This is a genomic window from Sphingomonas oligophenolica, from assembly GCF_039522915.1.
Classification (GTDB): domain Bacteria; phylum Pseudomonadota; class Alphaproteobacteria; order Sphingomonadales; family Sphingomonadaceae; genus Sphingomonas; species Sphingomonas oligophenolica.
The window spans coordinates 73254-86829 of sequence record NZ_BAAAEH010000002.1 but is presented as its reverse complement, the minus strand read 5'-3'; the positions used below and the strand labels follow the sequence as shown (position 1 = coordinate 86829).

The window sequence follows — 13576 nt, the reverse complement described above, 5'->3', positions numbered from 1 at the left end:
CCTCACGGCACCCGGCGCGCCGTGAGGATGCGGATCGGCGGCGCAAGCATCTGGCCTTTCATCGCTGCCTCCCCCGCGGTGGGCGACGTCGGCGACTCCTCGATCCGCCGCACCACGTCCATGCCGTCGACGACATGGCCGAACGCCGCGAAACCGAGATTGTCGCCGGGCTGGCCGGGCTGCGCGTCGAGCGACGAGAGGTCGCCGATCGCGATGAAGAAATCAGCGGTCGCCGTGCCGGGCTTGTCACGCGCCATCGCGATCGCGCCGTCCGTGTTGCTGAGATGAGTCTGGGTGGTCGGCTCATGGACGACCGGCGGAAACAGGCGTTTGGGATCGTTGCTCAGCCCGCCCTGGATGAGACCGAAGCCCGGCGCGAGCTTCATTGCGCGGTAGAAGACGGTGTTGTCGAAGCGCTTCGCATCGACATAGCGCAGGAAATTGGCGGTCGTGGCCGGCGCCCGCTCCTTTTCGAGCTCGAGGGTGATCGGCCCCTCGCTCGTGGTGAGCACGACGCGCACCGTCGCCGGTTTTGGCGCCTGAATCGCGGGCGCGGGAGGCGGCGGCGCCACAGTCTGCGCCGCGGCGGCGCCAAGACAGGAAAAGAACAGCGCGAGCGGGGCGAATCGTCTGAACATGATGCAAGTCCTAATCGCTCGACTCGCCCGCCGCTATCCCGCACGCCCTTGCCAAGCGAACGCCAGTAAATCCGTCCTGTTTGTCAGTAGGTTGGGGGAGAGCGCCAAGGGCTGCTCGATCCCCCATATTGCTACCGTGCCGTTGCCGGTTTGCTCCGGCATGCTCCACTCCACGAACTATTATTATGTCAGCGCGGGTTGCAACGCACGGTTCATAACCCAAAACGCGGGCAAAAAAAAGGGCCGGCCCACAAGGGACCGGCCTGGAAAGTTTTAGGAGAGGATGCCTGAAAGGCCTGTTCCTTGTGCAGTGCAGCATCTTTTGCTGCAAGTGCGAAATGCGTCATCTGGATTGCGTGTTCTGCAATCGTAACGCCCTCTCGATTGTTGACGCCACGGAAACCGCGCCGTCTCGAGAATCGAGGAGGAAGCCATCATCGCCTGCGCGTCGCCACCCGATTGATATCCTCATTGCCGAGCACCGGTTTCGCATAGCCGTTCAGCGCCACCGCGATCATCGCGCGACCGACATTCTCGGTCGTCGTCACCGCCGCCGGCGCGATCCGTCCAAGCAAACCCGAAATCGGCGCGGTGATCGCATAGGCAGCGCGGTACCAGGCGGTCTTCGACACAATCCCGTTAAGCGGCTGGATGAAGCCGGGACGGAACATGAAGGTCGCGCGAAACGGCATTGCGCTGAGGGCATTCTCGGTCCGTCCCTTCACCCGCGCCCACATGAAACGGCCCCGTTCGCTGGTGTCGGTACCGGCGCCGGTGACATAGACGAAGGTCATGCCGGGGTTCAGCCGCACCAGCAACGCGGCGATGGTTACCGTCAGGTCGTGGGTGATGCGGGTATAGTCCGCCTCGCTCATCCCCACCGCCGACACACCGAGACAGAAGAAGCAGGCGTCGAAACCGCGAAGCCGGTCCTGGACTGCCTGGACGGCGAACAGGTCCGCGAGCACGATCTCCTCGAGCTTCGGATCTTTCCGGCCGGTCGCCGTGCGACCCACGGTGACGACGCGCTCCACCGCGGCATCGCGCAGGCATTCACGCAACACTCCCTGCCCGACCATGCCGGTCGCGCCGAATATCAGCACTTTCATGCGCAGGGAGTAGCAGGGCAGGCACCCCCGCGATAGCGTCGGTCCGACCGAACCGGCTTGACCCGCCGCGTTCCATGAATGACCAGCAACGCCATGAACCAGGGACGATCATTCGGGCCGCTGCAGCTGCGCGACAGGAGCGTCGCGGCCCTGCTCGCGCTCGGCATGCTGCTCGCCGCAGCGTGCACGGCAATCGCTTATTGGCCCGGGCTGATGACCTGGGATGCGGCGCGCCAATATGGCCAGGCGATCGACGGCGATTTCGACGATTGGCATCCGCCGGCGATGGAATGGCTGTGGCGGCAGCTGATCCCGATCCATGACGGCCTGCAGCCGATGCTGATCCTCCAGCTCGCACTTTACTGGGGCGGATTCGCGTTGCTTGCGGGCTGGGCCCTGCGCGAAGGAAGGCGCGGGTTGGCGGCAGCGATCGCCGCCGGTGGGCTGATGCCGCTCGCAATGGCACTGATGGGGGCGGTGCTGAAGGACTGCCTGATGGCTGGCGCGCTGCTGTCGGCGGCCGGCCTGCTGTTCTGGTGCGATGGTGAGGGCCGATGGCAAGCCTGGCTGCTCCGCACGCTCGGAATCGCGCTGCTGCTGTTCGCCGCGACCTTGCGCTTCAATGCCTTCCTTGCCGCCGTTCCCCTGTTCGTCGCATTGCTGCCGGTGGCGTGGCGCAGCAGCTGGAGGCGGATGACAGTCGCCGCCATTGTAGCGACCGCGTTGCTGATGCTCGCGCTGCCGCTCGCCAACCGGGCGATCGGGGCCAAATCGAGCGGGGTCGAGCTGTCGCTGATCATCTTCGATCTCGGCGGCATCACTGAGCAAAGCGGCGTCAACGCCTTCCCGCCGATGGGCGTCGCCGATCCGGTCAAGGCCAACCATGCCTGTTATTCGCCGGTCAAATGGGATCCGTACAGCTTCTGGGTCGATCCGGTCTGCCCGCTCGGCTTCGATCCGATGAAGGCGGCGGTGGAGACGCAGAAGATCAAGCCCTACCGCTTCTGGCTCGGCGCAATCGTCGCGCACCCGATCGCCTATGCAGAACACCGGCTGCGCCATTTCAACATCAACACCCGCTTCCTCGTGCATGACGAAATCGAGCGCCCGGTCCAGGCCGAGTCCGCGCCCAATGACTGGAATTACAAGGTCGCGCCCAACCCGTTGCTCTCGGCGATCGACTGGCTTGCGCTGGCAAGCGCAAAGACTCCGCTCGGCTGGCCGATCGCCTGGATCGCGCTTGCCTCCGGGCTGCTGATGCTGAGCCCTGCCCTGCCCTCGCGCCGCCTGATCGTGCCGATGGCGCTATCGGCGCTGCTCTACGGGCTCGGCTACGGGGTGTTCAGTGTTGCGGCCGAGCTGCGCTATCATCTGTGGACGATGATCGCGGCGCTGATCGCGGCGGTGCTGGCGGCGGGCGATCTGTATGCGATGCCGGCGGTGCCGTGGCGAAAGACCGGCTGGGCGGGCACGCCCCTGATTGCCGTGCTGGTGCTTGCGACCGCGTGGCGGGCCCTGCCGCTCGGCTGAAGAGCGGCGCCGCCGACCCCCTGATACAAGGCGCCCCGTCGGTCATTCATCGAGCGCTGCCATCAGCGGCCAGGACAGCCTTCAGGATGCTTTCCGACCGGCGCTGACCATAGCCATGGCCATAGGCGCTGGAGGTTATCGCGATCACGAGCCGCCGGCTCGGAACGACGTAAATCTTGTTGCCGCCATTGCCCGAGGCGAACGAGACCGGAATCTGTCGGTCGCCCACCGGCTGAACCTTCGCGTACCAGAAATAGCCATAGCCATCGGCATAGGGATCAGTGGCCGATATGTTCACCTTCGGCGCGAGCGCCCGGTGGAGCCAGGCCGCACTGACCAGCTGCCGTCCGTGATGGCGGCCATCGTTGCGGACCAGCTCTCCGATCGCGGCAAGCCCGCGCGCCGTGATCGAGAGATTGCCCTGGCCCTTGGTGTAACCGGCCGAGTCCGATGCCCATTGCCATCGGGTAATGCCGAGAGGGGCAAACAGGGCTGACCGCGCAAAGCTCGCCATCTTCTGGTGAGTTGCCTTGGCTATCACGACCCCCGCTGTGTAGGCAGTGACTGAATTGTAGCGATAGACCGAGCCCGGCGGATCAGCGGCGGGCACCGCCAGCACGAAGGACAAGGGATCGGGCGCTGCGTCCATCTTGTCCTCGTTGCCGGGTGAGGCGGGATCCTCGTCATATGCCGCCAGCCCGGAGCGCATCGTCAGAACATCGTCGAGGGGAACGCTGCCGATCGCGCTGTGCTTCGCCTCGGGCCAATAGGCAGCGACCGGGTCAGTCACGCTCTTGATCGCGCCGCGATCAATCGCGATGCCGAGCAGCAACGAGGTGATGCTCTTTCCGGCCGAGCGTATGTCATGGAGCGAGCGGGCGGTTTCGCCATTATAATATCGTTCGGCGACGATCTTCCCCGCCCGCAGGATCACGACGCCCTTGAGGTCCGGGTGTTCGTCATGATCGCGTTCGACCAGAACGGCTTGCAGCTTCGGGTCAGTGCGGGCCTCGGACGCAGCTGCCGGCAATAGGACGGCCATGGCGGCCAGGCAGAAACGTTCAAACACCATGTCGGTCGATCCTGTGGCGGAGGGCGGAAGCGGGAGCCGTAACTGAATTGATCGATGGACGCACTCGCAAGCTTGGACGGGCAGCGGCCGGATTATGGACCAGTACAATCAATGCCATGATGACCCGCCGCCTCCCTCCCAGCCGCAATGGCTCGTACGAACCTGAGCGACGACACGACCGCACCCCGGTGCGACGCCTTCATTCAGCCTTGACTTTTGCTACGATAATCGTACTATCCATCCGATGTCAACCGCATTGTCACACCAGCACATCGTAATCGAACTCGTCCGCGATGCGGCGTTTTCGACGCATCTGGCCGGGAAGATAGCGGACGCGGTCATCGCGGCCCGTTGGGGCCGTCGGCCACGACGCTATGCCGACTATCTCGCCACCGCCCGGATCAGGCAATCCGGCGCCGGTTTCGCGAGTCCGTTACTGGCCGTCACTGACGAGCAGCTTGCGCGAGCCGATGCAGACATCGGCTGGCGCCTCGATCCCGCCGGTCGCGCGGCGGCAAAAGCGGCGCGTGATGCTGAATTCGGCGCGGCGCCTTTCCGGCTGACCGCCTATGGGATCGAACGCTTTTGTCGGGAAAGTTGACCGGTTCGACAGGACCATATCGTCAACGCATCGAAATTCGGCGGGTCGAGGCCTGACATCTCCCATGCCGCTCCCCATGTGCCGCGCTTCTGGCAAGGAGAAAGAATATGGCGAGCAAGGTCTGGTTTATCACAGGCACCTCCAAGGGTTTCGGGCGGATCTGGGCTGAAGCGGCCCTGGCGCGAGGCGACAAGGTCGCGGCGACGGCCCGGGATATCAAAACCCTCCAGCCGCTTGTCGATCACTATGGCGAGAACGTGCTGCCGCTGACCCTCAACGTCGACGACAAGGCCGCCGTCGACGCCGCGGTCGCGCAGACCATCGCCCGGTTCGGCCGAATCGACGTGGCGATCAACAATGCCGGCTACGGCCTGTTCGGGACGATCGAGGAGGTCAGCGAAGCCGAGGCCAGGGCGCAAATGGAAACCAACTTCTTCGGTGCATTATGGGTCACCAAGGCAGTCCTGCCGCAGATGCGCGCTCAGGGCTCCGGGCGGATCATCCAGGTTTCCTCGATCGGCGGGGTCAACGCCTTCGCGACGATCGGCCTCTACCACGCCTCCAAATGGGCGCTCGAGGGGTTCAGCCAGTCGCTCGCCGCCGAGGTCGCGCCCTTCGGTATCAAGGTCACGCTGGTCGAACCGGCCGGCTATGCGACTGACTGGAGCGGCCCGTCGGCCAAGCAGGCCAGGCCGATCGAAGCCTATAGCGAGGCCCGCGCGGCGCGCGCTGCCTTCCGTAGTGCCGCAATCCCCGGCGACCCAGAGGCCAGCGGCCCCGCGATCCTGAAGGTCGTGGATGCGGAAGAGCCGCCGCTGCGGATTTTCTTCGGCACAGCCGGCCTGCCGATGACCAAGGCGGAATATGCAAGCCGGATCGAAACCTGGGAGAAGTGGAATGACATATCGGTCGAAGCCCAGGGCAATCTTGCGGCCGCGTCCACGGGCTGAGGGTCACGCGGGGGCTTTTCAAGAGCAAGGCCCGGGGCGAATTGAAGAAAGGTCGGCGGGCCCGGCACCTGCTGAAATGAAGAATCCCTGGCTGGCGGATGCGTCGGCCACGGATGCCGGTGTGGTGTCTGTCCAGTCGCACTATCCGACTGGACCGCTTGGTGAATGGCATCGGCGTCGCGCCGATCAGGCATTGGCCGGAACCTGAAACTGATCGAGGCGCCAATAGGCGCCGCGGCGCGCCATCAGCGCGTCATGGCTGCCCTGCTCGATCACGTTGCCATTCTCCATATAGACGATGAGATCGGCATCGCGGATCGTCGAGAGCCGGTGGGCGATCACGAAGCTGGTCCGCCCGGATCGCAGCAGCGCCATCGCGCGCTGCACCAGGATTTCAGTACGGGTGTCGACCGAGCTCGTCGCCTCGTCGAGGATGAGCACCACCGGCCTCGCAATGAAGGCACGGGCGATGGTCAGCAACTGGCGCTGGCCGAGGCTGAGGCCGCTGCCATTCTCGTCGAGCACCGTGTCATAGCCTTGCGGCAATACGTGCACGAAATCGTCGACATGGCAGGCGCGCGCCGCCTCGAGGATTTCCGCTTCGGTCGCGTCCGCCTTGCCATAGGCGATGTTGTCGCGGATCGTCCCGCCGAACAGCCAGGCATCCTGCAGCACCATGCCGAAATGGCGGCGCAATCCCTCGCGCGCCATTGTCCGCGTGTCGATGCCGTCGAAGCGGATCGTCCCGCCGTCGATCTCGTAGAAGCGCATCAGCAGGTTGACGAGCGTCGTCTTGCCCGCACCGGTGGGGCCGACGATCGCGACCGTCTGGCCGGGCAGCGCCTCGAGGCTGACGTCCTCGAACAATGGCCGCGCAGGATCATAGCGGAAACGGACATGCTCGAAGGCGACATGGCCCAGCGGCTTCGCTGCATCGACAGGCTGTCGGGGTTCGGGGCTCATTTCCGGCGCATCGAGTAGTTCGAAGATGCGCTCGGCCGACGCCGCCGCCGACTGCACGATCGCCGCCATGCCGGAGATCTGCGACACCGGCTGGTTCAGCTGGCGCACATATTGGATGAAGGCCTGGAGCGCGCCCATCGTCATCGCACCGCTGGCGACGCGCAGCGCGCCACCGATCACCACCGCGATATAGGCGAGATTGCCGATACACAGGATCGCCGGCTGGATCACGCCGGAGAGGAACTGGGCGCCTAACGCATTGTCGCTCAACCCGCGATTGCTCTTCTCGAACGCGTCGCGGGCGCGCTGCCGATGGCCGAACACCTTCACTAGGCTGTGGCCGGTATAATTCTCCTCGACTTCGCCGTTGAGCACGCCGGTCCAGCGCCATTGTTCGACGAAAAGCGGCTGCGAGCGCATCGCGAGCAGTCGCGCCAATCCATAGGAAAGGCTGAGGCTGACGACCGCGGCGAGCGCCAACAGCGGCGACAGCAAAAGCATCATCGCGATCACGCCGATCAGGTGAAGCAGCGACAGCAACAGCTGGCTCAGCAGCTGCTGCAGGCTCTGGGTCACATTGTCGATATCGTTGGTGACCCGGCTCAGCACTTCACCGTGCGGCTGGCGATCGAACCAGGGAAGCGGAAGCCGGGCAAGCTTGTCCTCCGCCTGGCGCCGCATCTCGCGGCTGAGATTCTGGACGAGCCCGTTGATCAGCCAGGCCTGCATCCAGTTGAGCACCGCCGCCACCGCCTGGAGCGCGCCGACCAGCAGCAGGAGTTGCCCGAGCGCGCCGAAGTCGATTGCGCGCGACGCGCTCACCGCCCCGATCACCAGGTCGGTCGCACGCCCGAGCAGCCAGGGTCCGAGCGTGCTCAGCGTGACGCTGCCGAGGGTGAACGAGAGCGCGAGCACGATCTGCAGCCGGTTCGCGCTGAGCATGGCACCGAGGCGCCGGAGCGTGGCGCCGGCATTGCGCGGCTTGCCGACAGCGATCGGCATCGGCCCGCCGCGCCCGGGCGGCGTCATGCGCGGGCCGGTGACGGGCGCCGGGCCCTGTGCGCGGGAGAGATCGGCGGCGCTCACGCCGCGACCTCGCTGCCGCGCTGCGATTCGACGATCTCGCGATATTCGGCCGATGTCTCCAGCAGCTGGTCGTGCGTCCCCGAGCCGACGATCTCGCCCTTGTCGAGGACGAGGATCCGGTTCGCGTGGCGGAGCGCATTGACGCGCTGGCCGACGATCAGCACGGCGGCGCCGGGGCCAAGGTCGCTGGCCAGCGCGGCCCGCAGGTGTGCGTCGGTTGCGTAATCGAGCGCCGAGCTGCTGTCATCGAACAGGTAGATTGCCGGGCGACGGACGATCGCGCGCGCGATGGTGAGCCGCTGGCGCTGGCCGCCCGAGAAATTGTCGCCACCCTGCGCCACCGGTGCAGCAAGGCCGAGCGACAATTCGGCGACGAAATCCTTCGCCTGCGCGACCTCGAGCGCATGCCAGAGCTGCTCGTCGCTTGCATCGGGCTGGCCGTAGCGCAGATTGTCGGCGATCGTGCCCGAGAACAGGAACGGCTCCTGCGGGACCAGGCCGATCAGGCTCCACAAACTGTCGAGCGGCAGCGCGCACACATCCACCCCCGCCACCAGCACGCTTCCCGATGTCGCGTCGAACAGGCGGGGGATGAGGTTGACCAACGTGCTCTTGCCCGAGCCGGTGCCGCCGATCACCGCCACTGTCTCGCCGGGTGCGATGTTGAAGCTGACATTACGTACGACCGGCTGGGTGGCGCCGGGATAGGAGAAGTAAACGTCGCGGAACTCGACCTCGCCGCGCGTGTGGGCCGTGGCTGGAAGGGCGACCGGCTGTTCCGGCTCGGCGACCGACGATGTGGTCGCCAGCACCTCGGCGATCCGCCGCCCGCTCACCAGCGCACGCGGCGCGATCGCGAACAGCAACGACGCGATCATCACCGAGATGAGGATCTGGATGATATAGGTGAGGAAAGCGACGAGCGAGCCCACCTGCATCTCGCCCAGCGCGATACGGTGGGCGGCAAACCAGACCATCGCGACGCTCGAAAGCTGCATCACCATGCTCGCGGCGGGGAGCTGGAGCGCCATCAGCCGGCCGACACGCAGGGTCGTGTCGGTCAGCCCGTCTTTGGCTTCGGCGAACCGCGCGCGCTCGCGCGTATCCCGCACGAAGGCGCGGATGACGCGCAGCCCGGTGATCTGCTCGCGCAATATCTGGTTGAGGCGGTCGATCTGGCCCTGCATGCGCGAGAATAAGGGAATGGTCAGCGCAGTGATGATGCCGATGATCAGCGCAAGCAGCGGCACGCTGACGAGCAGCAGGAGCGAGAGCTGGGCATCCTGCCGCACCGCCATCACGATCCCGCCGATCGCCATGATCGGCGCGGTCATCACGATCGTCAGGATCATCACCAGCACGGCCTGGAGTTGCTGGACGTCGTTGGTCGTGCGCGTGATCAGCGTCGAGGTGCCGAAGCGGCGCATCTCCTTCAGCGAAAAGAGCTGCACGCGCGCGTAAACGGCCGAGCGCAGGTCGCGCCCGATCCCGATCGCGATCCGCGCGCCAAGCCAGGCCGTGCCGATCGAAAACAGGATCTGGCAGACCGCGACGACCAGCATGATCAGGATCATGTGTAAGATGTGCTGGATATCGTTCCGAAGGACCCCCCGGTCGATCACGTCAGCGCTCAGGGTCGGCAGCGTGAGCGCCGCGATCGCCTGGCCCGCCTGGCAGGCCAGCAGGAGAAAAAGTGCCGGCAGATGCGGGGCCAGAAGCGTGCGCCAGAGGGGCCGCCCCGAAATATCGGGCTTATCCATGCCGAAAGAAAACGGGCAGCATCAGTCGGTTTGTCACATCAGTTTCGCCGCCACCCTTCGGTGCCGGCCGGGTGGTGCTATCAGGTGACCCATAGCCCGACCAGCCTCGATTGGCCCATCCGTAGCATTCCCAATGCCTGGCCCTGTTGGACCGCGGTAGCGACCTTCGGATCGCGGCTTTTCGAGGAGCATGACAATGGCATCCACACCCAATGCTCACCGGGTGGCCCTGGTAACCGGCGGCACGACCGGCATCGGCGCCGCCATCTGCCGCGCCTTCCATCAGGCCGGCTACGCCGTCGCGGCGACCTATACGCATGACGACGCGCGCGCCGACGCCTTTTCGAAGGCGAGCGGCATCGCGGCCTTCAAATGGTCGGTCGCCGACTATCAGGCTTGTGTCGACGGTATCGCCCGGGTGACGGCCGCGCTCGGCCCGGTCGACATTCTCGCCAACAATGCCGGCATCACCCGCGATGCGAGTCTGGCAAAGATGCAGCCGGAGCAATGGCGCGAGGTGATCGACGTCAATCTGAGCGGGTGCTTCAACATGGCGCATGCCGTGTTCGCCGGCATGCGCGCGCGCAAATGGGGGCGGATCGTCAATATCAGCTCGATCAACGGCCAGGCTGGCCAGTTCGGCCAGACCAACTATTCAGCGGCGAAGGCCGGCATCCTGGGCTTCACCAAGGCGCTCGCGCTCGAGGGCGCGCGTGATGGGGTGACGGTCAACGCCGTCGCGCCCGGTTATACCGACACCGACATGGTTCGCGCGGTACCCGCCGATGTCCTGGCCAAAATCGTTGCCCGCATTCCCGTGGGCCGGCTCGCTCGGCCTGAGGAAATCGCGCGCTGCGTCGCCTTTCTCTGCGCCGAGGAGGCCAGCTACATCACAGGCGCGACGCTCTCGGTGAACGGGGGCCAATATATGGCCTGACGGCCCTCACCGTTCAGGCCTGAAGGACATAGCTTCCCGGTGCCGGTTCGATCACCGGATAACCCTTGTCAGGTGCCGCGACCGGCGGCGGCGCGACCGGTTCGCCCGACCGTGCCGCCAGCCACGCGCCCCATTCGAGCCACCAGCTGCCCTCCCGGCGCGCGGCTTGCTGTTCCCAGCGCACCGGATCGAGATAAGGGCCGTCGGCCTCGCGCGTCAGCACGCGATAGCTGCGATGCGGATGGCCGGGCGGGGACACGACCCCAGCATTATGTCCGCCCGAGGTCAGTACGGAGGTGATCTCGCTGTCGGTCAAGAGGTGGAGCTTGTGCACTGAATGCCAGGGCGCGACATGATCGGTCTCGGTGCCGAGCGCGAAGATCGGCAGATGCAGGTCCGACAGGGTCACCGGCCGCCCGTCCACCGGGAAGCGGCCCTCGGCGAGATCGTCGTTCAGGAACAGGCGGCGCAGATATTCACTGTGCATCGCATAGGGCATGCGCGTCCCGTCGGCGTTCCATGCCATCAGGTCGTTCATCGGCGGGCGCCTGCCCATCAGATACTCGCCGATCAGCCGCGACCAGATCAGGTCGTTGGAGCGGAGCAACTCGAACGTGCCGGCCATCTGCCAGGTGTCGAGATAGCCGCGCGTCCACATCATGTCCTCGAGGAACTCGACCTGCGAGGGATCGACGAACAGGCCGAGTTCCCCGGGCTCGCTGAACTCGGTCTGCGCCGCGAAGAGGCTGAGGCTGGCGAGCCGCGCATCGCCGTCGCGCGCCATCGCCGCCGCCGCGATCGCGAGCAACGTGCCGCCCAGGCAATAGCCGACGCCGTGCACCCTGGCCGCGCCGGTGATTGCCTGTACCGCGTCGAGCGCGGCCATCGGGCCCAGCCGGCGATAGGCATCCATGCCCATGTCGCGCAGCGATCCGTCCGGATTGCGCCATGAGATCATGAAAACATCATAGCCCTGGCTGACGAGCCATTTGACCAGCGAGTTCTCGGGTGACAGATCGAGGATATAATATTTCATGATCCAGGCCGGTACGATCAGGATCGGCTCGGGCCGCACCTTTTCCGTCGTCGGTGCATAATGGATCAGTTCGATCAGCTCGTTGCGCAACACGACCTGGCCCGGCGTGACCGCCACCTGTTCGCCCGGCCGGAACGCCTCGGCGCCGACGGGAGGATTGTGGCGAAGGGCCCGTTCGAGATCCTCGCGCAGCAGCTGCGCGCCTTCGACGAGGCAGGCGCCGCCAGTCTCCACGATCCGCCGCTGGATCACCGGATTGGTCAGGATCGCGTTGGAGGGGGCGAGCATGTCGAGGATCTGGCGTCCGACGAAATTGACCACCCGTTCGTGATGCGGATCGATACCCGGCACATCGCGCGTCGCTGCGTCCCACCATTGCTGGCAGAGCAGGAAGCCCTGCTGCCACAGCGCATAGGGCAGGTCGCGCCAGGCAGGGTCGTCCCAGCGATGGTCCTGCGGCAGCGGCGCGATGACCGGATCGGCGGGCGACCAGGGCCGGCTGCCGGCAGCGAACCGGGCCAGGCGCATCTCCTTGCGGCCCGCCTTCATCGCCAGGTGCGCCTGCTTGCCGGGTGCGAAGGCGAGATGGCTCACCCAGTCGAACCAGGCCGATGCCAGTGCCGTCGGGGAAACACCCCGGGTCAATTGCGCCACCATCGCAACAGCGAGGCGATCGGCCAGCGTGGCTGTTTCCTCGAAGGGGTCAGGTGCTTCCGAAATGGCAGATGGGAGTGGTTCCATGAATCGTTCTCGTCCGGGAAAGGCCTGCCGCGTTGCGCCTACCTGCCGGTCTGAAAGAGCGCACCCAATTCGCAAAGCTACGTAGGCGTGCCAGCTGAGCGGGCTGGCGGATTGTCGCGGCGGTAACATGTGGCGTCGAAAGCGACGACGCTCGCAGGGACGGTCCGCCTGACCGCTACTTCCGCTGCCGCGGTCGCGGTGCGCCATGCGCGCTTGCCCCGGGCAGGAAGCCCAGCTCGAGAAGGTTGGCAACGCGCGCATCACGCGCCGCGGCGGTGCGGGCACCGAGCACGATCACCACGATCCGCCTGCCCTGTCGCTTGGCCGATGCCGCAAGATTATAGCCTGCATCGACTGTATAGCCGGTCTTGATTCCATCGACCCCCGGGACTTTGCCGAGCAGGTGATTGTGGTTCAGCATGAGGCGACTCTGCCACCTCACCGTGCGGGTACTGAAATAATCGTAATAGCCCGGATAGCGTCGGATCAAGGCCATCGACAGCGTCGCCATGTCGCGCGCGGTGGTGCGGTTTCCGCGGTTCTTCAATCCTGTGGCATTGGCGAAACGGGTGTCACGCATGCCGAGCTGCCCCGCGCCGGCGTTCATTTGCTGCACGAAGCGCTTTTCGCTGCCGGCCAGCGCCTCGGCCAATGCGACGGTCACGTCGTTCGCGGAGTCGACCGCAATGATGCGCAGGGCATCTCCGGCCGGCAGCGACTTGCCGGCCGCGATACCGAGGCGCGACGGTGGCTGGCGCGCCGCGCCGTGCGAAATCGGAATCGCGGTGGTCGGCGTTATCCGCCCGTCATGCAGTGCCTCGAAGGCGAGAAACATCGTCATCATCTTGGTGAGCGACGCCGGCGCTCGGATCCGGTCCGGTGCATCGGCGTACAGGGTAGCACCGGTATAGGCATTCACGACCAGGGCAGAGACGTGCGGCGCGGGGTGGCGCACGGCGACGTGCCGCGCGGAGCGGTGTCGCGCCTCGGCCTTCGGCGCGGCCAACCCGACCAGGACCGCCGCCGATGCCGCCAACAACAGTATCTTGCGCACCAGCACCACCCAATCCCCTTCAGACCCTCCCGGCGGGCCGGACCGCAGGCATGTGCGTCCTGGAGCAGTGATGGCGAACGCCCGACGAACCTGCGATGA

Annotated in this window: 11 protein-coding genes; 4 read left to right on the top strand and 7 right to left on the bottom strand. The window is 65.7% G+C overall.

Features of this window, described 5'->3' with window-relative positions; all coding sequences use genetic code 11:
- Positions 1–2: 2 nt before the first annotated feature.
- Both ABD050_RS00670 and ABD050_RS00665 read right to left on the bottom strand, forming a co-directional pair.
- The gene (locus ABD050_RS00670) at positions 3–638 is read right to left on the bottom strand and encodes a peptidylprolyl isomerase (RefSeq protein WP_343887181.1); all 636 of its coding nucleotides are present in this window, start codon (positions 636–638) and stop codon (positions 3–5) included.
- 434 nt (positions 639–1072) lie between these two features.
- On the bottom strand, positions 1073–1747 hold the full coding sequence (locus tag ABD050_RS00665) for an NAD(P)H-binding protein (protein ID WP_343887180.1): 675 nt from the start codon (positions 1745–1747) through the stop codon (positions 1073–1075).
- Positions 1748–1825: 78 nt separating this feature from the next.
- On the opposite strand from ABD050_RS00665, the gene ABD050_RS00660 reads away from it, so the two are divergent.
- Positions 1826–3277 (top strand): hypothetical protein, encoded by a 1452-nt coding sequence (locus ABD050_RS00660; RefSeq protein WP_343887179.1) that lies wholly within the window; start codon positions 1826–1828, stop codon positions 3275–3277.
- A gap of 46 nt (positions 3278–3323) precedes the next feature.
- On the opposite strand, the gene ABD050_RS00655 is transcribed toward ABD050_RS00660, so the two are convergent.
- The gene (locus tag ABD050_RS00655; protein ID WP_343887178.1) at positions 3324–4349 is read right to left on the bottom strand and encodes a serine hydrolase domain-containing protein; all 1026 of its coding nucleotides are present in this window, start codon (positions 4347–4349) and stop codon (positions 3324–3326) included.
- A gap of 244 nt (positions 4350–4593) precedes the next feature.
- Between ABD050_RS00655 and ABD050_RS00650 the strand changes: the two genes are divergently transcribed.
- Together ABD050_RS00650 and ABD050_RS00645 are read left to right on the top strand one after the other, a co-directional pair.
- Entirely contained in the window at positions 4594–4950 is a 357-nt protein-coding gene (locus ABD050_RS00650) for a hypothetical protein (RefSeq protein ID WP_343887177.1), read from the top strand.
- 107 nt (positions 4951–5057) lie between these two features.
- On the top strand, positions 5058–5900 hold the full coding sequence (locus ABD050_RS00645) for an SDR family NAD(P)-dependent oxidoreductase (protein WP_343887176.1): 843 nt from the start codon (positions 5058–5060) through the stop codon (positions 5898–5900).
- A gap of 186 nt (positions 5901–6086) precedes the next feature.
- Here ABD050_RS00645 and ABD050_RS00640 read toward each other — a convergent pair whose 3' ends face one another.
- Together ABD050_RS00640 and ABD050_RS00635 are read right to left on the bottom strand one after the other, a co-directional pair.
- A complete protein-coding gene (locus ABD050_RS00640; protein ID WP_343887175.1) occupies positions 6087–7949 on the bottom strand; it encodes an ABC transporter ATP-binding protein in 1863 nt (620 codons plus the stop codon).
- Positions 7946–9709 carry an ABC transporter ATP-binding protein gene (locus ABD050_RS00635; protein WP_343887174.1) on the bottom strand — a complete coding sequence of 588 codons (1764 nt, stop codon included), beginning with the start codon at positions 9707–9709 and terminating at the stop codon, positions 7946–7948. Before ABD050_RS00635 ends, ABD050_RS00640 begins: the two co-directional genes overlap by 4 nt.
- Before the next feature lie 196 nt (positions 9710–9905).
- On the opposite strand from ABD050_RS00635, the gene phbB reads away from it, so the two are divergent.
- Entirely contained in the window at positions 9906–10646 is a 741-nt protein-coding gene (phbB, locus tag ABD050_RS00630; RefSeq protein ID WP_343887173.1) for an acetoacetyl-CoA reductase, read from the top strand.
- A 13-nt stretch (positions 10647–10659) separates the two neighbouring features.
- Here the strand turns inward: phbB and ABD050_RS00625 are convergent, their stop codons facing one another.
- Positions 10660–12423, bottom strand: coding sequence for a PHA/PHB synthase family protein (locus ABD050_RS00625; protein WP_343887172.1), 1764 nt, complete (start codon positions 12421–12423; stop codon positions 10660–10662).
- Positions 12424–12598: 175 nt separating this feature from the next.
- On the bottom strand, positions 12599–13486 hold the full coding sequence (locus ABD050_RS00620; RefSeq protein ID WP_343887171.1) for a D-alanyl-D-alanine carboxypeptidase family protein: 888 nt from the start codon (positions 13484–13486) through the stop codon (positions 12599–12601).
- Positions 13487–13576 lie beyond the last annotated feature (90 nt).